Origin of the sequence: Burkholderia sp. M6-3, from assembly GCF_050858985.1 — a bacterium.
Taxonomy (GTDB): Bacteria; Pseudomonadota; Gammaproteobacteria; order Burkholderiales; family Burkholderiaceae; genus Paraburkholderia; species Paraburkholderia caledonica.
The window spans coordinates 935857-956219 of sequence record NZ_CP110090.1 but is presented as its reverse complement, the minus strand read 5'-3'; the positions used below and the strand labels follow the sequence as shown (position 1 = coordinate 956219).

22 protein-coding genes and 1 tRNA gene are annotated in these 20363 nt (G+C 59.2%); 14 read left to right on the top strand and 9 right to left on the bottom strand.

The features are described from left to right. Nucleotides 1-357 precede the first annotated feature (357 nt). Together OH764_RS04180 and OH764_RS04175 are read right to left on the bottom strand one after the other, a co-directional pair. Nucleotides 358-2307 (bottom strand): ATP-binding cassette domain-containing protein, encoded by a 1950-nt coding sequence (locus OH764_RS04180; RefSeq protein ID WP_498848122.1) that lies wholly within the window; start codon nt 2305-2307, stop codon nt 358-360. Between the two features lie 139 nt (nt 2308-2446). Continuing rightward, complete coding sequence (locus OH764_RS04175; protein ID WP_498848121.1) at nt 2447-2848, bottom strand: DUF4399 domain-containing protein; 402 nt, start codon at nt 2846-2848, stop codon at nt 2447-2449. A 218-nt stretch (nt 2849-3066) separates the two neighbouring features. Between OH764_RS04175 and OH764_RS04170 the strand changes: the two genes are divergently transcribed. Continuing rightward, nucleotides 3067-3258 (top strand): rubredoxin, encoded by a 192-nt coding sequence (locus OH764_RS04170; protein WP_020065290.1) that lies wholly within the window; start codon nt 3067-3069, stop codon nt 3256-3258. A gap of 364 nt (nt 3259-3622) precedes the next feature. Further along, nucleotides 3623-3697: transfer RNA gene (locus OH764_RS04165), tRNA-Arg, on the top strand. A 58-nt stretch (nt 3698-3755) separates the two neighbouring features. Here OH764_RS04165 and OH764_RS04160 read toward each other — a convergent pair. The 4 genes from OH764_RS04160 to OH764_RS04145 form a co-directional block, all read right to left on the bottom strand. Continuing rightward, nucleotides 3756-4832 carry an acyltransferase family protein gene (locus OH764_RS04160; RefSeq protein WP_498848120.1) on the bottom strand — a complete coding sequence of 359 codons (1077 nt, stop codon included), beginning with the start codon at nt 4830-4832 and terminating at the stop codon, nt 3756-3758. A gap of 67 nt (nt 4833-4899) precedes the next feature. Next, on the bottom strand, nt 4900-5604 hold the full coding sequence (locus OH764_RS04155; protein WP_498848119.1) for a glutathione S-transferase family protein: 705 nt from the start codon (nt 5602-5604) through the stop codon (nt 4900-4902). 159 nt (nt 5605-5763) lie between these two features. Continuing rightward, complete coding sequence (locus OH764_RS04150) at nt 5764-5985, bottom strand: hypothetical protein (RefSeq protein WP_498848118.1); 222 nt, start codon at nt 5983-5985, stop codon at nt 5764-5766. 224 nt (nt 5986-6209) lie between these two features. After that, nucleotides 6210-6401 (bottom strand): CsbD family protein, encoded by a 192-nt coding sequence (locus tag OH764_RS04145; RefSeq protein ID WP_020065286.1) that lies wholly within the window; start codon nt 6399-6401, stop codon nt 6210-6212. A 200-nt stretch (nt 6402-6601) separates the two neighbouring features. Here OH764_RS04145 and OH764_RS04140 point away from each other — a divergent pair, with 200 nt between their 5' ends. Beyond that, nucleotides 6602-6928: a hypothetical protein gene (locus tag OH764_RS04140; protein WP_498848117.1), complete on the top strand. Its 327-nt coding sequence runs from the start codon at nt 6602-6604 to the stop codon at nt 6926-6928. 280 nt (nt 6929-7208) lie between these two features. Continuing rightward, a complete protein-coding gene (dcm, locus tag OH764_RS04135) occupies nt 7209-8483 on the top strand; it encodes a DNA cytosine methyltransferase (protein ID WP_498848116.1) in 1275 nt (424 codons plus the stop codon). 97 nt (nt 8484-8580) lie between these two features. Here dcm and OH764_RS04130 read toward each other — a convergent pair whose 3' ends face one another. Next, the gene (locus OH764_RS04130; RefSeq protein ID WP_498848115.1) at nt 8581-9276 is read right to left on the bottom strand and encodes an alpha/beta hydrolase; all 696 of its coding nucleotides are present in this window, start codon (nt 9274-9276) and stop codon (nt 8581-8583) included. A 159-nt stretch (nt 9277-9435) separates the two neighbouring features. Further along, on the bottom strand, nt 9436-10350 hold the full coding sequence (locus tag OH764_RS04125) for a LysR family transcriptional regulator (protein WP_498848114.1): 915 nt from the start codon (nt 10348-10350) through the stop codon (nt 9436-9438). Between the two features lie 190 nt (nt 10351-10540). On the opposite strand from OH764_RS04125, the gene OH764_RS04120 reads away from it, so the two are divergent. The 7 genes from OH764_RS04120 (at nt 10541) to OH764_RS04090 (ending at nt 17513) form a co-directional block, all read left to right on the top strand. Next, complete coding sequence (locus OH764_RS04120; protein WP_498848113.1) at nt 10541-11863, top strand: hypothetical protein; 1323 nt, start codon at nt 10541-10543, stop codon at nt 11861-11863. A gap of 86 nt (nt 11864-11949) precedes the next feature. Continuing rightward, nucleotides 11950-12885, top strand: coding sequence for a glutamate/aspartate ABC transporter substrate-binding protein (locus OH764_RS04115; protein WP_498848112.1), 936 nt, complete (start codon nt 11950-11952; stop codon nt 12883-12885). 65 nt (nt 12886-12950) lie between these two features. Then, a complete protein-coding gene (locus tag OH764_RS04110; RefSeq protein ID WP_498848111.1) occupies nt 12951-13688 on the top strand; it encodes an amino acid ABC transporter permease in 738 nt (245 codons plus the stop codon). A 1-nt stretch (nt 13689) separates the two neighbouring features. Beyond that, nucleotides 13690-14367, top strand: a complete 678-nt coding sequence (locus tag OH764_RS04105) for an ABC transporter permease subunit (protein WP_088172912.1) — start codon at nt 13690-13692, stop codon at nt 14365-14367. Nucleotides 14368-14527: 160 nt separating this feature from the next. Next, entirely contained in the window at nt 14528-15328 is an 801-nt protein-coding gene (locus OH764_RS04100; RefSeq protein ID WP_498848110.1) for a LysR family transcriptional regulator, read from the top strand. 204 nt (nt 15329-15532) lie between these two features. Beyond that, the gene (locus tag OH764_RS04095) at nt 15533-16483 is read left to right on the top strand and encodes a LysR family transcriptional regulator (RefSeq protein ID WP_498848109.1); all 951 of its coding nucleotides are present in this window, start codon (nt 15533-15535) and stop codon (nt 16481-16483) included. Nucleotides 16484-16559: 76 nt separating this feature from the next. Beyond that, nucleotides 16560-17513: an IS5 family transposase gene (locus tag OH764_RS04090; protein ID WP_498847679.1), complete on the top strand. Its 954-nt coding sequence runs from the start codon at nt 16560-16562 to the stop codon at nt 17511-17513. 232 nt (nt 17514-17745) lie between these two features. Here the strand turns inward: OH764_RS04090 and OH764_RS04085 are convergent, their stop codons facing one another. Then, complete coding sequence (locus OH764_RS04085) at nt 17746-18360, bottom strand: hypothetical protein (protein ID WP_498848108.1); 615 nt, start codon at nt 18358-18360, stop codon at nt 17746-17748. Between the two features lie 433 nt (nt 18361-18793). Here OH764_RS04085 and OH764_RS04080 point away from each other — a divergent pair, with 433 nt between their 5' ends. The 3 genes from OH764_RS04080 to OH764_RS04070 all read left to right on the top strand — a co-directional run bounded on the left by OH764_RS04080 (nt 18794) and on the right by OH764_RS04070 (nt 20254). After that, nucleotides 18794-19063, top strand: a complete 270-nt coding sequence (locus OH764_RS04080) for a hypothetical protein (RefSeq protein ID WP_498848107.1) — start codon at nt 18794-18796, stop codon at nt 19061-19063. A gap of 95 nt (nt 19064-19158) precedes the next feature. Continuing rightward, the gene (locus OH764_RS04075; protein ID WP_498848106.1) at nt 19159-19590 is read left to right on the top strand and encodes a hypothetical protein; all 432 of its coding nucleotides are present in this window, start codon (nt 19159-19161) and stop codon (nt 19588-19590) included. A 217-nt stretch (nt 19591-19807) separates the two neighbouring features. Further along, on the top strand, nt 19808-20254 hold the full coding sequence (locus OH764_RS04070; protein ID WP_498848105.1) for a very short patch repair endonuclease: 447 nt from the start codon (nt 19808-19810) through the stop codon (nt 20252-20254). The last annotated feature ends 109 nt before the right edge of the window (nt 20255-20363 follow it).

Below are 20363 nucleotides of genomic sequence, written 5' to 3'. Positions count from 1 at the left end.
TCCGTGGACAATGCGTTGAGTTTTCAAAAAAAGCGAAACGAAACAACGTGGTTAGGTGGGGTGCCCGCAGCGCGGGCAAACTGTTTTGCCGCATGGCTTCCGCGCACGAAACCACGTGACGGCCACGTGGTTTCGTGCGCGGGCTCTTATCGACACGCCAGATAACGGCCCGACGCACGGCACTATCGCCGCGCATCGTTGCCGCCGGTGCGAACGCCGGGGAAGCCTGTTCGCGGGGTATTTTACTGATTTCAAACCTGGCGGCAATTCACGGCTCGAGCGATCGGCCTTCCGGACAAGGCGTGGCCCATGCAAAAGCAAATGCGCCGACGACACGACACGTCAGCGCTCACCGCTTTATTTGCGGCGCTTTTCCAGTTCGTCCCAGCGCTCCAGCGCGAGCAGCAGCTCTTCGTCGATCGCGGCGTAGCGTTCGGAAAGGCGCTTGCCCTCCTGCGCGTCTGTCGCGAAGATCGAGCCGTCTTCAAGCTGAGCACCGATGGTTTTCTGCTCCGCTTCGAGAGCGGCGATTTTCTCCGGCAACGCCTCCAGTTCGCGCTGTTCCTTGAACGACAACTTGGCCGCGCGTTGGGTGTTGCGGCCAGCGGGACCGTCCTTGGAAGCTGCGCTGTCTTTCGCGCTGTCTTTGGCCGCTTCCTTGCTCGCCTCTTTCTGCGCTTCCTGCGCCATCTGCTGCGAGCGCTGGCTCTGGATCTGCCAGTCCGTGAAGCCGCCCACGTATTCGCGCCACTTGCCCCCGCCTTCCGACGCGATCACCGACGTCGCGACGTTATCGAGAAACGCACGGTCGTGGCTGACGAGCAGCACCGTGCCGTTGTAGTCGGTGAGCAGCTCTTCCAGCAGTTCGAGCGTGGGAATGTCGAGGTCGTTGGTGGGTTCGTCGAGCACCAGCACGTTGGCCGGCCGCGCGAAAAGACGTGCTAGCAGCAGACGGTTACGCTCGCCGCCCGACAACGACTTGACCGGCGAACGGGCACGCTCCGGTGCGAACAGGAAGTCGCCCAGGTAGCTCATGACGTGCTTTTTCTGGCCGTTGACTTCCACCCACTCGCTGCCCGGGCTGATGGTATCGGCAAGACTTTTGTCCAGGTCCAGCTGCGCGCGCATCTGGTCGAAATAAGCCACTTGCAGATTGGTGCCGACGCGCACCGCGCCTTCGTCCGGCTGCAATTCGCCGAGGATGATCTTCAGCAGCGTGGTTTTGCCCGCGCCGTTCGGACCGACGAAGCCGATCTTGTCGCCGCGCATGACGGTCGCCGTGAAACTGTCGATCACAGTGCGCGAGCCGTAGCGCTTCGTGACGTCCGTCAGTTCGGCGACAATCTTGCCCGACTTCTCGCCCTGGCCCACGTCGAGCTTGACGTTGCCTTGCACGTTGCGGCGTTCGGCGCGCTGGTTGCGCATTTCGACGAGCCGTGCGATCCGGCCGACGCTGCGCGTGCGGCGCGCCTCGACACCCTTGCGAATCCACACCTCTTCCTGCGCGAGGAGCTTGTCGGCCTTCTCGTTTTCAACGCGTTCGATTTCCAGCTGCTGCGCCTTGCGCGTCTGATAAGCGGAGAAATTGCCCGGATACGAGAGCAGACGCCCGCGATCCAGTTCGACGATGCGCGTGGCGACGCGGTCGAGAAACGCCCGGTCGTGCGTGATGAAGAGCAGCGCCGCCCGCTGCGAGACGAGCAGATCTTCGAGCCAGCGGATGCCGTCGAAGTCCAGGTGGTTGGTCGGCTCGTCGAGTAGCAGTACGTCAGGCTGCACGACGAGCGCACGGGCGAGCGCCACGCGCTTTTGCATGCCGCCCGACAGCGAACCGACGCGCGCCTCGCCATTCAGGCCGATCTGCTGCAGCGTGGTGGCAACGCGCGTGCTCCAGTTCCAGGCATCCGCCGCGTCCAGCGACGATTGCAGCGTGTTCATGCGCGCCATCAGCGCGTCGTGCTGTGCGCCTTCCGGTTCATCCGCAAGCTGGTTGGCGACCGCGTCGTATTCGTCGAGCAGCGCGCGGGCGTGCGTGAGGCCGGCGGCGACAGCGTCGAACACCGTGTCGTCCGTATCGAACTCCGGCTCCTGAGGCACGTACACCGTGGTCAGATTCTGTTGGCGCGTGACGAGACCGTCGTCGGGCTTAGCGAGTTCCGCGACGATTTTCAGCAGCGACGACTTGCCCGCGCCATTGCGGCCGATCAGTCCGACGCGCTCGCCCGATTCGAGAGAGAAGTCCGCGTGATCGAGCAACGCGACGTGACCGAATGCCAGTTGGGCTCCGGTAATGGTGTAAAGCGACATGGAGAATTGGAGAAGACAGCGATGAGTCGGAACTGCTCATTGTACCGGGCGCGCGGGCTAGTGCCTGTAAGCCCGAAGACATAGGACGAATCACCGGGCCGCGCGTGCCCGCCCTTGCACCCTCGCAGGGGCACACCCATCACTTCACATGCACCGTGATCGTCTTGCTGAGTTCGGGGCCATACGACCGATGCGCACCGTCGCCGAATTGCAGCGTCAGCGTGTGATCGCCCGGCGGCAGTGTCAGATCCGTTTCGGTCTGCCCTTTGCCGAAGTGCAGCGATTTGTCGTTGGCGGGAATCACCTCGCCTTTGGGAAGCGGCTTGCCGTCCACCAGCAGATGATGATGGCCCGTGCCGTCCGTCATTGTGCCGGCCGGCACGACCTTCATGCCCTCGACGCGGAACACCACGTGGACCGGATTGCTGACGCTCGCGCCGTCCGTCGGCTGCACGAACGACACGCTTGCAGCCTGCGCTGTACCCGATGCCGCCAGCAAAGCGGCCGCTGCCATGCCGCTCAACCATCTGCTTCTGAACATGGTTTCTCTCCTGGTTGGAAACATAAACCGCGTGGAAACGCCGAGCCGCTGCCAGTCCGAGGATACACGCTATACATGACACGCCCTCGCGTCAGCCCAGCGCGGAACGTCGGTCAATCGGGGTATCGGACGAATTCCGGTAATATTGCGGGTCGCCGCCATGCCCAAAAAAGGGGCAGACTGGGCGGATCATTGCATTGAAGAAGGATGAGTGCGTCGTGAGCGAAGTAACGGAAGTGACAGAATATAAGAGCTGGGTGTGTCTGATTTGCGGCTGGATCTACAACGAGGAAGAAGGTCTGCCCGAAGAAGGCATCGCCGCGGGCACCCGCTTCGCCGCGATCCCGGACGACTGGCGCTGCCCGCTGTGCGACGTCGGCAAAGCGGAATTCGCGGTGGTCGAGTTTTGAGGCTGACCGGCTTGGCGGTATCGAGCCAGCCTTGACCGGCCGGACGTTGAGATAAGGCTTCGGTAGTTCGCGCGGCCCAGCAGGTCTTGCCTGCTGGGCCGCTTGTTTTTTGGGGCGGGCTCGGAGAGCGAGCCGGGCCTGATACTCTTCTTCGCCGGTGCGCTCGTCAGGCGAAACGTCGGCGATAGTGACGCGTCGACGGGCTCCGATCGTGTATTGGCGGGCTTTGAAGGCGGCGTTCGTTTCCAACGTTTTTGCTATACTCTTGCCCTCGCTTGCATAGCTGGACATGTGAGCGGCTGCCGCCGAATGTGGGCGCAGCGAGCACAGATCAGGGGCCCGGTCCGCCCCGTAAAGTTATCCGCTCCCTGTAGTTCAATGGATAGAACAAGTGCCTCCTAAGCGCTAGATGCAGGTTCGATTCCTGCCAGGGGGACCAACCCGCCTCACAGCCTCACACGGCGTTTCACATCTCTCACGCCGCCCGACGCAACGCCTCAGTTGCGCACAGGCTCTGCCGTCGCACGAGTCCGCCTGACCAGGCGCTTGCCCATTCTGTTCATCGGTCCTTCCAGCCATTGGTACGAAGCGAGCCCGATGGCGACCGACGCCAGCACCACGACTACACAGACCAGATCGCCAGGCATACGATGCTGCCGGTCGAATATCTGCAGCAGCTTGACGCAGACCGGCACCGAAAAAACGTGCGTCAGATACAGCGAATAAGAAGAGTCGCCAACGAGTTCCAGCAACGCGTTCCAGCGCACCATGTTCTCCACCGACAACCCGGCCACGACTACGGCGAACGCAGGCAACCCAAAGACCAGAAAGCGGTTCGTTTCAGTAAGGGCCGGCGCGAACACTTTGCCGGCGGCCAAGATCGACACGACGATCGCTGCCGCCACTGCTATCGGCACCGCGCGTTCCGTCGCATAAACCCAGCCGACGAGAGTGCCAAATACAAACTCCATCACGATCGGATTTGTATAAAACGAAAATACGACTCCGCCCGCATGAACGAAATGCAGCGCGGACATGACCGCCAGGAATGCCGCGACAGCCAGCAGCCGATAACGCGTTAAACACATCGCAGCGGCGGACACGCCGTAAAACCACATCTCGTAGTTGAGCGTCCACCCGACGCCGACTACCGGCGCCGTCACGTGGATCCAGTTCAGCCAGGGAAAGAACAGATAGGAGGCCACCGCGTGCCCGACATTCAGCGACGCATTTCCGAATGCGCCCGGCACGGCGAGAACCAAGACAATGAAAAGCGACGTGAGCGCCCAGTAAAGAGGAACAACCCGGGTAATGCGGGCAACGATAAATGCCTTTGCGGAAGCCACGCCGGGCGGCTTGTCATGCGTAACCAGCACCATGACAAAGCCGGAAATGACGAAAAAGACATCGACGCCGATTTCACCGAAACGCGAAATCTGGTGGAAGAAATGCGTCGCCCAGCCGTATCTGGCGACGTTCCCTTCTGCATGAAATGCGACCACGCCCAACGCGGCCAACGCTCGCAATGTTTGAATCGACCTCAACTGCCGTATGCCGCCCATACGGTCTGCCATACGTTCCGCTATGCGTTATCAAAACGACGCGCGGTCCGGCGCGGACCGCCGTCGTACCAACGAACGCCTACACCCGCTTCGGACTATCCAGTCCCCGAACGACAGCCGGACGCGCGACGAACGCGGCCAGGACGCGCCTCACATTCGGAAAATCCTCTATGCCGACGAGCTCGCCCGCTTCGTAGAAACCGATCAGATTGCGCACCCACGGGAACGTCGCGATGTCCGCGATCGAATACTGATCGCCGAGAATCCACTCGCGCCCTTCGAGACGCTGCTCCAGCACGCCGAGCAGCCTTTTCGATTCGGCGACGTAGCGATCGCGCGGACGCTTGTCTTCGTATTCCTTGCCTGCGAATTTATGAAAGAAGCCGAGCTGGCCGAACATCGGGCCGATGCCGCCCATCTGAAACATGACCCACTGGATCGCCTCGTAGCGGCCGGCGGCGTCCTTTGGAATCAGCTGGCCGGTTTTGTCCGCGAGATAAATCAGGATCGCGCCGGATTCGAAGAGCGGCAACGGTTTGCCGTCAGGTCCATTGGGATCGATGATGGCGGGGATCTTGTTGTTGGGATTGAGCGACATGAACTCCGGCGTCATCTGATCGTTCGTGTCGAAGCGCACCAGATGCGGCTCGTAAGGCAAGCCGGTTTCTTCAAGCATGATCGACACTTTGACGCCGTTCGGCGTAGGCAGCGAATACAGCTGAAGGCGGTCCGGATGCTCAGCAGGCCATTTCTTCGTGATCGGGAAAGCGGACAGATCTGTCATGTGATGGTGTAAACCCTGTGCGGAATGGCGGGAAATGGCATTGGGCGGCAAAGACCGACGGGGTGTCCGGCCTCGGCTGGGCCAATGCGGAGCGCCAAATATAAACCGAGTCGGCGCAACGGGTGCGGGACGCCGGCATGTCCGCGATTCAGGTTGCGCTCACCACAAGTCCTTCGTCGCGCCGCCCGCGCTCAGGTCATAGCCCTCGCGCCACAGCGCGGCACCCACCGTCAACAGCAATGCCCTGCGTTCGACGTCGAGTTGCTCCCACATCGACGCGAGCCAGGCTGCAAAGCTTGCGCACGTCTCGTCCAGATCGGCGGGCGCTTTGCCTTCCAGGTACTGCCGTTCAAACATCGAAAGCACTTTTTCCGGTGTCATTGTCGCGGCCTCCATGTTGGATGCAGCCAGTCTAAAGGCCCGGCAGCCCGCAGCGCACGTTCGGCGCGCCAAAGCCGGGTTACTCCCAGGCCCGGCCGACGATGCAGCCGAAACCGGACAAGCCGACGAGAACCGGACGCGCCTCCCGCCAGAGACTTGAAATGGCACCGCCAATGAGAAAAAGGCGCCGAAGCGCCTTTTCCCTACGACTGCATCAAGCCAGATTACGGGGTGTTGCGCTTGGCTTGGTCCTTCGCGTCTTCCTTTGCGTCGCCGTAGCTCTTCTGCACCTTGCCCGCGCCCTGCTGGAGATCGCCCTTCAGTTCCTTGGCGGGATTATCCGTCGCCTTACCCACGGCTTCGTTGATTTTTCCCTTAACCTGTTCGCCCACACCTTTTACCTGGTCCTTGTTCATGTTCGGCTCCACTTATTTGAATGCCGACGCGAAATTGCGCCAGTAACCTGATCGAGCAACGGCCATGCCTGAGGCCCGTCGCTGAACGCGTCGGCAAAACCGGTACCGCGCGGCGGGCTGTATCGAGCCCCCCGGAAATATTTTCATCAAAAGGCTAAAGTTTCCCTCCAGCCTGCCGTAATAGGTGCCATGGAGGAGCCATGGACCGCAAACCCATCACCCTGTCGGCATCATCGAAAGCCGGTTTGATCGACGGCGACATTACCCATATCGCTCGCGCGATGCGGTTGTCGCTGGAAGGCGACCTGGCTGGCCCTATTCTGCCCCCGATCTACTGGCGCGAGCGTCTTTACAAGTTGCTCGACACGGGCAGCCTGACGCACCCGCAGCTGTGCGCGGTGGACAGTCTTCTGTTGCAGCTCGACCGGTTCGAGGCTGAGCCGCCTCTGGCATGGGACGAACTCGCGCCCGGCACCGCTGCACTACTTCCACCTCCGCACGAAACCGGCGCCGGACATCTCGCCTAGCGCGGCGGTCGCCCGCTCTTGTTGCTTCCCAGTTCCGTTGGTGCGGAGCGAAGCGGAGAGCAGGCGCGACGTATTGGTCTCGATAAAAAAAGGCCGCGAACTATGCCGCGGCCTTAACACGTCGCAACGCAGGGACCTCGCGTCACGCTGCAAGGGTACACATCCAACTGTGACAAGCGCATTTTCGCCGCAGCGTGGAATATCGCGCCCCAAAATTCCTGGACAGGCGGTAATCGAACGGTCAAAATGTCCGCCAAAATTCCCAGCGAGAACAAGCGACATGACAATGGCCACCAGGCACGACCTGCTCCTACAAGCGTTGCAGGTCTACAGTCAGGCTGAAATCGCGGCGCGCTGCGGAAAAGACGTCAGAACCATTCGACGCTGGAAAACGGACCAAAGTTGTCCCCGCATCGCCGAAGCGGCATTGCGTGAGATGCTGCACACGAGCGCGCGAAATTCGCATCCGGAAAGCCGCGCGGATTTCCAGTTCATTGATCTTTTTGCGGGAATCGGCGGAATTCGGCGCGGCTTCGAGGCGCACGGCGGTCAGTGCGTGTTCACGAGCGAATGGAACGAGTTCTCCAAAAAGACGTACCAGCAGAACCATCAGGACGCCAGCCACACACACCAGTTCGTCGGCGACATCGTGTCCTACGCGGAAGATTCGGTTCCGTCACATGACCTGCTGCTTGCCGGCTTTCCTTGCCAACCTTTCAGCATCGCGGGCGTAAGCAAGAAGAATTCGCTCGGCCGTCCGCACGGTTTCGAGTGCACGACACAAGGCACGCTTTTCTACGATGTCGCGCGCATCATCGATGCTAAACGCCCGGCCGCGTTCGTCCTGGAAAACGTCAAGAACCTGCTCTCGCACGATAAAGGCAACACGTTCAGAACGATTCTCGACGTACTGCGCGACGAGCTGAAATATGACGTTCACTACAGGGTTATAGACGGGCAACACTTCACGCCGCAGCATCGCGAGCGGATCGTCATCGTAGGTTTTCGCGAGCCAACCGGGTTTTCTTTCGACGATCTGCGCGTGCCGGCAACGGGGCCGCGTCTAGCGTCGATTCTGCACAAGACGGACGGCACTGAGCCAGTGTTGCCGCACGACGGCGAGCGCTTCTTCGACCACGTCCGCCGCAAGGTGCAGCCGAAGTACACGCTGACGCCGAATCTGTGGGCCTACCTGCAGGCTTACGCGGAGAAACATCGCGCGGCCGGAAACGGCTTCGGCTTCGGCCTCGTCACGCCGGGCAGCGTCACACGCACGCTGTCCGCGCGTTATCACAAGGACGGCTCGGAAATTCTTCTCGCGCAAGACAACGGGGAGCGGCCACGCCGTTTGACGCCGCGCGAATGCGCACGTTTGATGGGCTTTCCCGACGACTTCGTGATTCCCGTGAGCGATACGCAGGCGTATCGCCAGTTCGGTAACAGCGTCGTAGTTCCGGTCATGCAGGAAGTGGCCCGCATCATGAGCCCGCATTTGAAAGAGCTTCTCGCGCGCGAGCGCGAACGTTCGCGGGAAACGCTGACTGCGCTTGCTTAGCTGCGTTGCCTGTTGCGTCGTGTAATAACCATCGGTGAAGCGGGCCTGTCGGCCCAATACGCAACAGATTCGACAGGCCCTCGCATCGACGTTGCGATCATCTAGCCAGTTCTGTGGCCGCCTCATGAATCAATGCGGCGACCTCCACTGGTCGCGAAGCAAGCGACGCATGACTTGCGGGCAGCGTGACCACCTTTCTTGCATTCATTCTGGCGGACATCATCTTCTGGTTGTCGGGGTGGATCATTCTGTCTTCACTCGATATCTGGTACCAGGAGGGTTTGTCGGCCCACGCAGGCGAACTGATTCGGTCTCCGAACGTTTCGCCGAGCGGTGCTTTCTGCGTCACGGCCATGACGAGCCCCTCGTCGGAAGTCAGGTCCTGGCAAAAGCTCTCATGGAACTTCCCTGCTTTAAGCCATAGATAGCCATCGCTGTCAGGTTCGAGATGAGGCGCAGCCTCGGGAACGTGCTGCTGCGTAATGCCACCAGGGCTCTCTCCCTCGTCCGGCGCAAACGCTGCGATATACACAAGGCCAACGACGTCCGGGTGATTTCCTGCCTGTGTGATGACGGCGCCTCCATACGAATGTCCCACCAGCAAGACCGGTCCGTTCTGTTGCGCGATCATCTTGCGGGTACGCTCGACGTCATCGGCCAGCGACGTCAGTGGCAATTCCACAGCGCGGATCGACTGGTGACCTTTGCGCGCCAATTCGACGATGACCTTGCTCCAATGCGCGGCGCCGCCCCAAAAACCATGCACCAGCAAGATCACAGGCTGATTGCTCATTTGCGTAACTCCATTCGAGTGATTTGATTTTTCGCCGGCCACGGCAGGTCTGATCGACGCTTCGACACTCGTGACCGTGCTCCGATCGCCGCGGAAAAAGCGGGATCGATTGGATCATAGGTCCAGAAAATCACAACACCGAGAAAGTTTATGTGGTGGTTACCCGCATACCGCGGATAGCGCAATCGTGTCCAAATGCGATTGCAGGATCTCGATGAAATGCCGCGCGAGCAACGAAGGCGCGGTGTGCGCAGGCATTGCCATGCTCACGGCTACGTCGATTGCCGGCGTCAGCGGCTTGACCAGCAATTGACCTGCGAATGTACTCGCCACATAAGGATTGACGATTCCGACGCCATTGCCCGCACTCACGAGAGCACAGATCGTGATTGACGACGTTGTCTGAATGGCGAATTCAGCAGGTATGTCATTCGCATTCAGTACTGCCTTAATTGCGACTGTCAAATCGTCCATTTCGCCGAGCGCGAGCAGGCTCTCGTCGCGCAAAGCCAGCACATGAATAGTCGACTCCGCTTGAAGACGATGGCCGAGCGGCAACACGCATACCGCGGGCACCGTCTTCGCGACCTCAGTCTGGAAGTCGAGCTCGTCGAGCTTGCCCGTCGTCAATATCAGGTCCACCAGATCCTGACGCAGTAAATCCGTGAGCTGCGGTGTATTAGCCGTCTGCACGTTCAGATACGTCTGTGGGAAGCGGGCTCGAAGCTCACGAATGACCTGCGGTAACAGACCGATACCGAGCGTCGGTGTACAACCGATTCGCAAGGCTCCCGTGCCGGACTTGCGCAGAATGGCGACCACCGACTCGATGTTCTCCAGACCGTTGAAATGCAGTTGCACGGCTTTGTATAGCAACTGTCCTTCGCCTGTCGGTCGCAGCCTTCCATGGTGCACCTCGAACAGCTTCAGACCGGAAAAGCTCTGCAATTCCGCAAGCCGGCGACTAATTGAAGGCTGCGTCGTATTGAGTACCGCGGCAGCGCCCGTTGTCGTGCCCATTTGCATTACCGCGCGAAATGCCTGGATCTGCTGGAAGTTCAGTGGCCGGGTCAAGGGGACGTCCCTTCGATATGAGCATAGGAGCGCAGTATTCGAATGAAGACTGCCGCACGAGTATATCAACGGCGAATACCCATGCGCGAAAAATGAATTACCCCGCATTGATGTGCGGCGATATGCTTCAGTCACCTCATGCATCGGCACTTCATGCCTGTGCCACCTTCACTAACCGATTCGTCCGTTCATGACTGCGTCCGCCACTTGCATCGTCAACCGCTTGCCCGAAAGAGGGCGAATCGTGAAACTCAAGTGCCCTGTGCGGCGGCTTGGCAGTGGCGAGCGCCATCATTTCTTTGGCTACTACAACAAGAGCGCATGGGACCGAACGGGCCGCTACGTGCTGGGCAACCAGGTCGCCATGATGGATGCGCCTCTTACGCCACAACTCATGGCGAAAGTCGGCTACTTCGACATTGAGGATCGCGAAACTTTTCACGCAATCGATACGACGACCGCCTGGAACTGGCAAATGGGCTGCCAGTTGCAATGGCTGGACGGCGAGCCCAGGCGCAAGGTCATTTACAACACTCGCACGGGCGATCTGTCGGCGCGCTATCCGGGTTTCGGCGCAGCCATTTTCGACATCGACACCGCCAGAAAGACAACGCTTCCCATGCCGGTTTATGTGTGCGCACCCAATAGCCGCTATGCGCTTTGCGTCGACTACCGGCGTCTCTACGTCACGCATGAAACGATAGGCTACAGCGAACGCGGCGGCCCATTTGCCCTGCAACTTGCCCCGGCAGACGACGGCATCCATCGCCTCGACCTTGCAACGGGTGAAACCGCATTGATCGTGAGCTATGACGATTTGCGCAGCTTCCACTACGTTCCGTCCATGCAGAACGCCATTCACTGGGTAAGCCACATCGAGATCAATGCTGCGTCCTCGCGCGTGCTATTTTTGCACCGCTGGACTGAACGCACCGCCGACGAAACCTGCTTCCTCCATAGGCTGATCACGATGAATCCAGACGGCTCGGGCATGCGGCTGCTCGATTGCTCGGACCATCCGCTACCGCAACTGGCAGAGCATTTCGATTCGTCCGCAGTCGGCACCTTCGACTACGAGAAGTCTGAATACCAGATATCGCACCCGCTTTGGCAAGACGATTCACACGTCATCGTATGGGGCCCGCACGCCGGCAGCATCCATTATCACCTGTATGAAGACAGCGATAGAGGCAACGTGGAAGTAATCGGTCGCGACCTGCTCACAGAGAACGGTCATATGAGCTTTTCGCCAATCGACACGCGCTGGCTCTTATCGGACACATACCCTGACTCGCGGACGAACACACGCATTCTGTTTCTCTACGACATGCATGAAGATGTGCGCTACGACATCGGGGAGTTCTATGCACCGCCCGACCTGAAAAAGGAAAACCGTTGCGATCTGCACCCGCGTTGGAATCGCGATGGCCGCGCCGTGTGCATCGATTCTGTTCACGAGGATGCGCGTCGGATGTATGTGATCGATGTTGCGCAGATCACCGGCACGCGCTGAAACAACACTGACATCCATTGTCGCGTGATGCCGGAAAACCGCGCGGCTCGGGGAGCCCACAAGAGATGCAAGTTCTGGAGACCACCATGAAACAATCGCTTTCTGCCCGAGCCGCGAACGGCCGCTGCGGCGCGATCGCCGCCGTCGCCCTTTTGACCTTCAGCGCACTCGATGACGCGAGAGCGGCAGAACCCGAACTCACGGGAACACTCCTCAAAATAAGCAAAGAACATGTGGTGACCATCGGATACCGCGATGCGTCCGTTCCGTTTTCGTACTACGACGCGGACCAGAAGCCGATCGGCTACTCGATCGACGTGGCTAATCTGATCATCGCGCGCATCAAAATGGTCGTGAAGCTGCCAGACCTCAAAGTCCGCACTATCCCCATCACCTCGCAGAACCGCATCTCGCTGCTTCAGAATGGCACGATCGATTTCGAATGCACGAGTACCACGAACAACGTGGAGCGCGCGCAACAGGTGGCGTTTTCGAACAGCTTTTTCGTAATCGGCACACGCCTCCTGGTCAACAGGAAGTCGGGCATCAAGGACTTCGACGATCTGAAAGAAAAAACCGTCGTGGTCGGCGCGGGCACTACCTCGGAGAAGATCCTGCGCAAGATGAATGTAGAGAAATCGATGAGCATGGACGTCATCAGCGCAAAAGATCACACCGAATCGTTTCTCATGCTCTCTACTGGCCGCGCAAAAGCCATGATGATGGACGACGCGTTGCTGGCCGGAGAACGTGCGAAAGCGCGCAACCCAGGCGACTATGAAATCGTGGGCACACCTCGAACCTATGAAGCCTACGGCTGCATGTTGCGCAAGAACGATGCACCGATGAAAGCCGTGATGGACGCCGCAATTATCGAAGCCCAAAAGTCCGGTGTTGCCGCGAAGATGTACCAACGCTGGTTCCAGCAGCCCATTCCTCCGAAAAGGATAAACCTGGATTTCCCGCTGTCTCCGCGCATGCAGGCGCTCTTTGCGAATCCCGACGACAAGCCGACGTCCTGAGCCGCATCGACCCAATATGACGACACGTTAACCGCGCGCCGACATGCGCAGGCGAGAGGTATTTCATGGATTACAGATGGCACTGGGGCGTGCTGCTGCAGCCCGTTGCTACCGGCGAACCGGCCACTTATCTGGGCTGGCTGGTGTCCGGTCTGGTGAACACCGTTGAATTGACATTGCTCGCGTTTTCACTCGCACTTGTCACGGGCACCGTATTCGGCGTAATGCGTACATTGCCCAACCGCGCCGCAAAGGCGGTGAGTGCCGCGTACGTTTCGATCTTCCGTGGCGTACCGTTGATCGTGCAGTTCTTTATCTGGTTCTTCGTCGTGCCGGAACTGCTGCCCGCCGCTATCGGAAACTGGCTCAAGAGTCTGCCATCTCATCCACAGTTTCTCATCGCATCGGTTGTATCGCTCGGGGTGTACACGGGTTCGCGAATCTGCGAGCAAGTGCGCGCCGGCATCCTGGCGCGTCCCGTTGGACAGGTCCATGCCGCATTCGCACTCGGTCTCACGCGAGCACAGGCATATCGGTATGTGCTGCTGCCCGTCACGTTTCGCACGATATGGGGCCCGCTGACATCGGAGTTCCTCATCATATCCAAGAACTCGGCGGTGGCATCTACCATCGGTCTGCTTGAACTGTCCGGCCAGGCGCGGCAACTCGTCGACTACACGGCACAGCCGTATGAGTCGTTCATTTGCGTAACGCTCGCCTATATGGGACTGAACTTCGCGATTCTGTGCGGCATGCGCTGGATTCGTCGCCGGACTGCATTGCCTGGCCTGATTGGGGGCTGACATGTTCGAGATGGACTGGCAAACGCTCATCGATTCGAGAGCTGTACTGCTCTCAGGCATGCGAATCACTTTGCAGATTACCGTGGTGGCGATTCTGTTCGGTCTCGCCTGGGGTACGGTATTAGCCGCGTTCAGTTTGTCGTCGCACTACGTGCTGCGCGTTTTCACGCAAGCTTATGTGTCGCTGTTCCGATCCATTCCGCTTGTCATGCTGCTGCTGTGGTTTTTTCTGATCGTGCCGCAATTCCTGAAGGCTTTGTTCAATCTACCGTCGACGGTAGACCTGCGGCTCGTTTCTGCCCTGACCGCCTATTCGTTGCTCGAAGCCGCGTTCTTTTGCGAAATTATTCGTGCGGGGATCGCGAGCTTGCCGCGCGGACAGCTTCAGGCCGGGTACGCACTCGGCATGACACCTTTCCAGACGCTGCGCTATGTGATCTTTCCGCAGGCCTTTCGCGCAATGGTTCCGCTCGCGCTCACACAATGCATCGTGATTTTTCAGGACACATCGCTCGTCTATGTGATTGCTCTTGGAGACTTCTTTCGGCGAGTGACTGCGATCGGCGAACGCGACGGAACGCTTGTACCCATGCTGATCGTTGCTGGTGTGGCCTACTGGTCGGTCACCACGCTCCTCATCGCGATCACCAATGGCGTTCGGACGAGGCTGGCAAAATGATTGCACAGGGAAACGTCTTTCGTACTCGCCGGCATCCCGCATCGAGTGATCGACCTGTCTCCATGCGCGGCACATGACCACGGCCACGAGTCACGACACGCAACTGCGCATGTTCGTCGCAGTTGCGAAGCACCATTCGCTGCGCGCGGCGGCGGAAACGGTGGGTATCACACAGCCGGCCTTGAGCCGCCACATCCAGGCCCTCGAATCGAAACTGGGCCGCCTCCTGTTCAGGCGGCATGGACGCGGAATGCAGCTCACGTCAGATGGTGAAGCATTATTCCGCACGGTCGAACCTCTCTTCGACGCTTTGGACGAATCTATCTCGCATGCCGCGCAAGGTCCTGGCTGGGGACTTTCACTGCGCATTGCCACTGTACAGACGTTGATCGGACATTTCGTGCCGAGCCTCACCAAGGAGCTACTGCAACTTTATCCGCAGACGCGCCTCTCGCTGCAATGCGACAGTTCGAGCCACATCGTCGAGATGGTTTTACGCGGCATGGCCGACCTGGGGCTCACCTATTCGACGGAGGTCAGCGCCACAGACCTCGAAAGCGTCGATCTTCACCATGAACGCCTCGCTCTCTATCACAGCACACGGGCCGATCTGAGCCGCGACACCATGTCGCGATTGTCGGAGTTGAAGCTGATACTGCCGCCCCGCCACTTCGGCGTGCGACGCTACGTGGAGCGCGTGCTGGGTTGTGCGATACAACCATCGATAGAATGTGACTCCCTCGAACTCTCACTGCGAATGGCGTCTATTGGCGATGCCATTGCACTACTCCCCGAGCATGTGCCAAACGATTTAATTGCAAGCTGCGAATTGAAACGCATCATTCTCAAGGATATTCCACCGCGCAGGCTCGTCGCCTTCTGGCGAGTGCAACACAGGAGATCTGTCGTACTGGATACGGCAATCGGGATTGCCACGCGAACACTCGCGGCCAAACAATAACACTACGTTAATCCAGAGTTATTTGTGGGATCGTGGCGCCCTCCTCGGGCGACGCTCATAATTGCATCGCGTTGCGCACAACTCACGTGCATTTTCAACACCTCTTTAAGCCGGTGGACAACGTAAGAACACGTCTCCACAAACGCTTGCATCGTCGAGCGGCTTCCTGAAGTGCAACGCATACCTGCAAACGGTGAGGACACGATGAAGAACCATCAACTTCGCGCGCTCGTCGCCATTGCGGACGCGGGCAGCGTTCGCGGCGCAGCCCGGGCATTGGAACTGTCGCCGTCGGCGATCACCCAGGCGCTTAAAGATCTCGAAGACGACGTCAATGCCCCGTTGATACAGCGTACCTCGTCGGGCGCGACATTGACGGAATGCGGCAATACACTTCTCACGCATGCGAGACTGATCGTGGCGCAAGTGGAGCGCGCTCATGGCGCGATGAGAGAGATGCGGGCTGAGCCGTCCGGCAAGCTCGCGGTCTCCATTACGCCATGGATAGCACTCTGTTTTCTTCCGGAAATATTTATCCAGTTCCGCCAGAGAATGCCGAATGTCCAACTGGAGATGTTCGAGGGTCTCATGTCGATTGCGAATCCCCGCTTGCGCGACGGGAGCGTTGAACTATTCGTGGGACGGCAAGCACCCGACATCGCCAATACGGAATTCAATTTCCGCCCGCTCTTTTCTTGCGGCCTGGCCGTTGTCGCGCGGCAGGGGCACCCGCTTGCGCAGTCGCGCTCTCTCGCCGACCTTATGGATGCCGACTGGCTAGTCTCACTCGACTCTGACATGGAGTGCCGTCTCTCCAAGAAGATGTTCTATCGCAATGGCTTGCCGGAACCACGCAACGTCCACTTCACCCATTCATTGACAGTGGCCGCATCAGTACTGCAAAGAACCGATGCAGTTTCGATCTTTCCGTGGCCGCTCGCAGAGATTTGCGTGACGCGCTATAAGTTCTGCGCCTTTCCGCTGAGAGAAGAACTTGCCGACACTTCTGTCGGCATCGTCTCGCGCAACGGGAATCCTCTCAGCGCGGCGGCGAATTGCCTCGTCGACATACTTCTGGAAACTATCCGCGACAGCGACAAGGCAGGAACGGCAGAAGCGAAGCGGGTTCTGCAATCGACGGAGCTGCTCTTCTAGGGATGGTCTGCAAAAGTCCTGGCGTCGAAGTCTGGTTGTCCTATCCTGGAAGAACGGGAATTAAAGGAGTTCCTCGATGACACAGCTCGGTCTTGGCCTGGATCTTTCAACGAAACGCACGCGCAAGCGGGAATTTCTCGATGAGATGAGGCGCGTTGTGCCATGGTCGAGGTTGATTGCGTTGATCGAACCGCACTATCCGAAGGGTAAGACTGGAAGGCCGCCGTTTCCGGTTGCGACGATGCTGCAGATTCACTTCATGCAGCAGTGGTTTGGGCTTTCGGACCCGGCGATGGAAGAGGCGCTTTATGACGTGCCGCTGTACCGTGAGTTTGCGGGGCTGGACGAAGGTATGACGCGTTTGCCAGACGAAAGCACGATTCTGCGGTTCCGCCACCTTCTCGAAACGCACGGACTGGCCGCGCAGATGCTCGCCCTGGTCAATGAGATCCTGAGTGAAAAAGGCTTGATGTTGAAGGCAGGGTCAGCGGTCGATGCGACCTTGATTAGCGCACCGAGTTCGACAAAGAACGGCTCTGGCAAACGGGACCCGGAGATGCATCAGACGAAGAAAGGGAATCAATGGTACTTCGGGATGAAAGCGCACATCGGCGTGGACGCAGAGTCGGGGCTGGTCCACACCGTCATTGGTACGGCAGCCAACGTGCACGACATCAATGCGGCCGAAGCGTTGTTGCACGGCCAGGAAAAGGATGTGTACGCTGACGCCGGATATCAGGGTATAGAAAAGCGATGTCAGGCGAACCCGGTACGCTGGCATGTCGCGATGCGACCGGGCAAGCGTCGACAACTGGACCTGACCAATCGTCTGGACGCGATATACAACCAGATTGAGCGCCTGAAGGCTGGCGTGCGCGCCAAGGTTGAACATCCGTTTCGCGTGCTCAAGCAGCAGTTTGGTTACACGAAGACCCGCTACCGAGGATTGGTGAAGAACACCGCGCAGATCACGACACTGTTTGCGCTGGGCAACCTCTGGATGGCGCGCAAGGCTTTAAACAAAGCGTGAAACGCCCGGCGCATCAGGCCGTGAATCTCGGCAAACGAAGGTCATCATGCTTCAAAAGCCGCACGATCAACCTGCTGGCAGACTCTGCGGCCGATACGCCCAACGTGAAAAAAGATCGGCGCACATGAAAACATGTTGTGCAGACCTTCCCTAGCACCGCTGACAGGCGAGTCGTGCCGGCGTCCGGGTACTACTGCGAACGGCAGTACCTCGGCGCCGGCTCTTCATATCGTCAACGAATTGGCTTGCCGTCGCGCGTGATCAGAATCGCTGTCTCCGCATGATATTTCGCGTGCACGCTGTCGCCGACGGCAATCTTATCGAGCGGTACGTCGGGCGCTATTTGCAACAACATGCTGCGCGTGGGTCCCCGCAATACGATCTGCCGATTCTTACGATCCAGACTCTGCACGGTTGCGACGATGTCGACGTTGCGGAGCTTGACGGACATACCGTGAGAAATCGGCGTCGCCGTCTCTCCCTCGACGCGCGAACGGACGCCCTTCGTCTCTACCTTTTCTGCCGACAGCAGTAATGCGCCTGTGTACTCGACGTGAACTTCGTCGCCTACCTTGAGGAGTCTCACGTCCGCAACCTCGGGATCGACCTCCACGACCACCGTTTCTCCGCGCGATCCCTGGACCGTGATGCGACTCGTCTGCACATCGACGTTGATGATACGGCTGGTGAGCCGGGCCATTGCATCCGCACCCACCGCACTGGCCGCACTGGCTGATGCAGGCGCACGCGTCACTTGTGCGTGGGCCGCTAGTGGGTGGCCCAGCAATATGGCCGTAGCAAAGGCGAGGGTCAGCATACCCGGCGATCGTAATGTGAGTGCACGCATGTGTTGCTCCTGTTCCTGATTATTAAGTGTGGCCAAAGCCTCGTGACAACTCGCAGCGTTTGAACGATTCGGTCATTCGATCGGTGTCAGCAGCGAACGTATCGCGAGCCGATAGGGACTGTGAAGAAGCGCGATCATGAACGCGTTAATCGCCTGCGAACAGCATGCGCAAATGGCGTAATAACTTCAGAGGAGATGGGTGCGTGACTGCTACGTAACATTGGAGGCACGCTATGTGTATGTATCGCGCTTAATGATTGGTGTTCGGTTTTCCTTTACACGTACGTCATTTCCGTTCTTTCCGCTCACTGTCGCTTGCATTAACTTCTCATCACGTTGCAGCGAGTAACGAACCCCGAGCCTCCACTTTCAAGCTCTGAGTGGTGGACTTTCGCGGCCGCTTAACGCGGCCGTTTTTTTCGCAGGAGTGTCTATGAAGAAACTCGTTTCCACTGTGTTGTTCTGCCTGTTCAGCGCCGCATCTGCATGCTGGGCACAAACCGAAACGGAAAAATCGCCGGCGGGCACGAATGACCAGATCGTCCAGATGCACCAGCAGATCTCCGCGGCCAATCGCAGCTATGACGCAAAGGTTGCCGCGGCGAAACGCGTTTATCTGCGGCAGAAAGCAGCCGCAGGCAAAGAGCGCGACGCGTCCATCGCCGCGGCGCGCGACGGTGTCCCCTCATCTGGAACGCAGTAAGCGGTTGCGTTGAAGCAGCCGGAAAACACAAATTCCGGCTCGCGATGTGAAGACGATCCAGCACTGGTAAAACAGGAAGAAGAAAGGCGTCGAACATGAAAAGAGACCATACCGCGCGAGCGTCGTCGCGCGACAGCGAACAAGATCCGGCCGCGTGCACCGTCGTCGCTTCGGATAACGAAGCGGAGAAGAACAAGGAGGCGGCGAAGCGCAAGAGGCTGAGTGCGTCGAACCTCGACGCCATCATGACGCCGGGAGTCCGATACACCTGCGTCGCGCTCGCGAACCAGTTGAACAGCAGCACGCGGCAGGTCAGGGCTTCTCTGAGCCAGTTGGTCAGCGCCGGCACGATCCGCCACGTGCAGGAAGATCGCATCGGCAGATACTGGGTTCCCACCAAGGAAGAGAAGCGCGAATTCGAGCAAGGGCGTCGTGAACGCAGAAGGCCGATTGGCCATATGCTGGAAGGTTACGACTCCGAGTTGCGCCGGATACAAAGTCTTTGCATGCTCGTGCGCAGATCGTGACGACAGTCGTTTTTGCGTAAACTGGCCGAATGCCGGCATCCGCCGGCTTGCTTACGCGCATCGAATTAAACTGCCGGCGACGCCCGATGCGGCGCGCATCGTGCTCTCGCGTAGGCAATCGCTGCTTACCGAGGAGCCATCTAATGAGTCGACAGAAGTTTCTTCTTCACGCGCCGACGCATTGCGGCCGCGCGCGGCGCGTCATCGAAAGCTAGCAATGGTCGATATCGTCGATAGCGCGACCCGCAGCCGCATGATGTCCGGCATTCGCGGGCGCAACACCAGGCCCGAAGTTCTGATCCGCAGCCTGCTGCATCGGCAGGGCTTTCGCTTTCGTCTGGATGCGCGCGACCTGCCGGGACGCCCGGATATCGTGCTGCCCCGCTACCACGCCGTCGTGCTCGTGCACGGCTGCTTCTGGCATGGCCACGACTGCCATCTTTTCAAATGGCCGCAGACGCGCCCCGAGTTCTGGCGCGAGAAGATCGGCCGTAATCGCAGCAACGACGACAAGGTGCGCGCCGCGTTGCTCGCCGACGGCTGGCGCGTCGCGGTCGTATGGGAATGCGCTTTGCGTGGCGCCAATCGCGATATAGAAGGCGTGCTGACGCGGCTCGTCGAATGGCTGAGAAGCGATGCGCCGAGCTTCGAGGAGCGCGCGTAGCACCTCAGACCGAACGTTGCGTCGAGCGAACCGAAAGCACGCGGTGATACACTCAATCGGCTTACCCGAAGCGACCCTCGGCGGCCCGGCATGACGTCGGCGCGGCGCT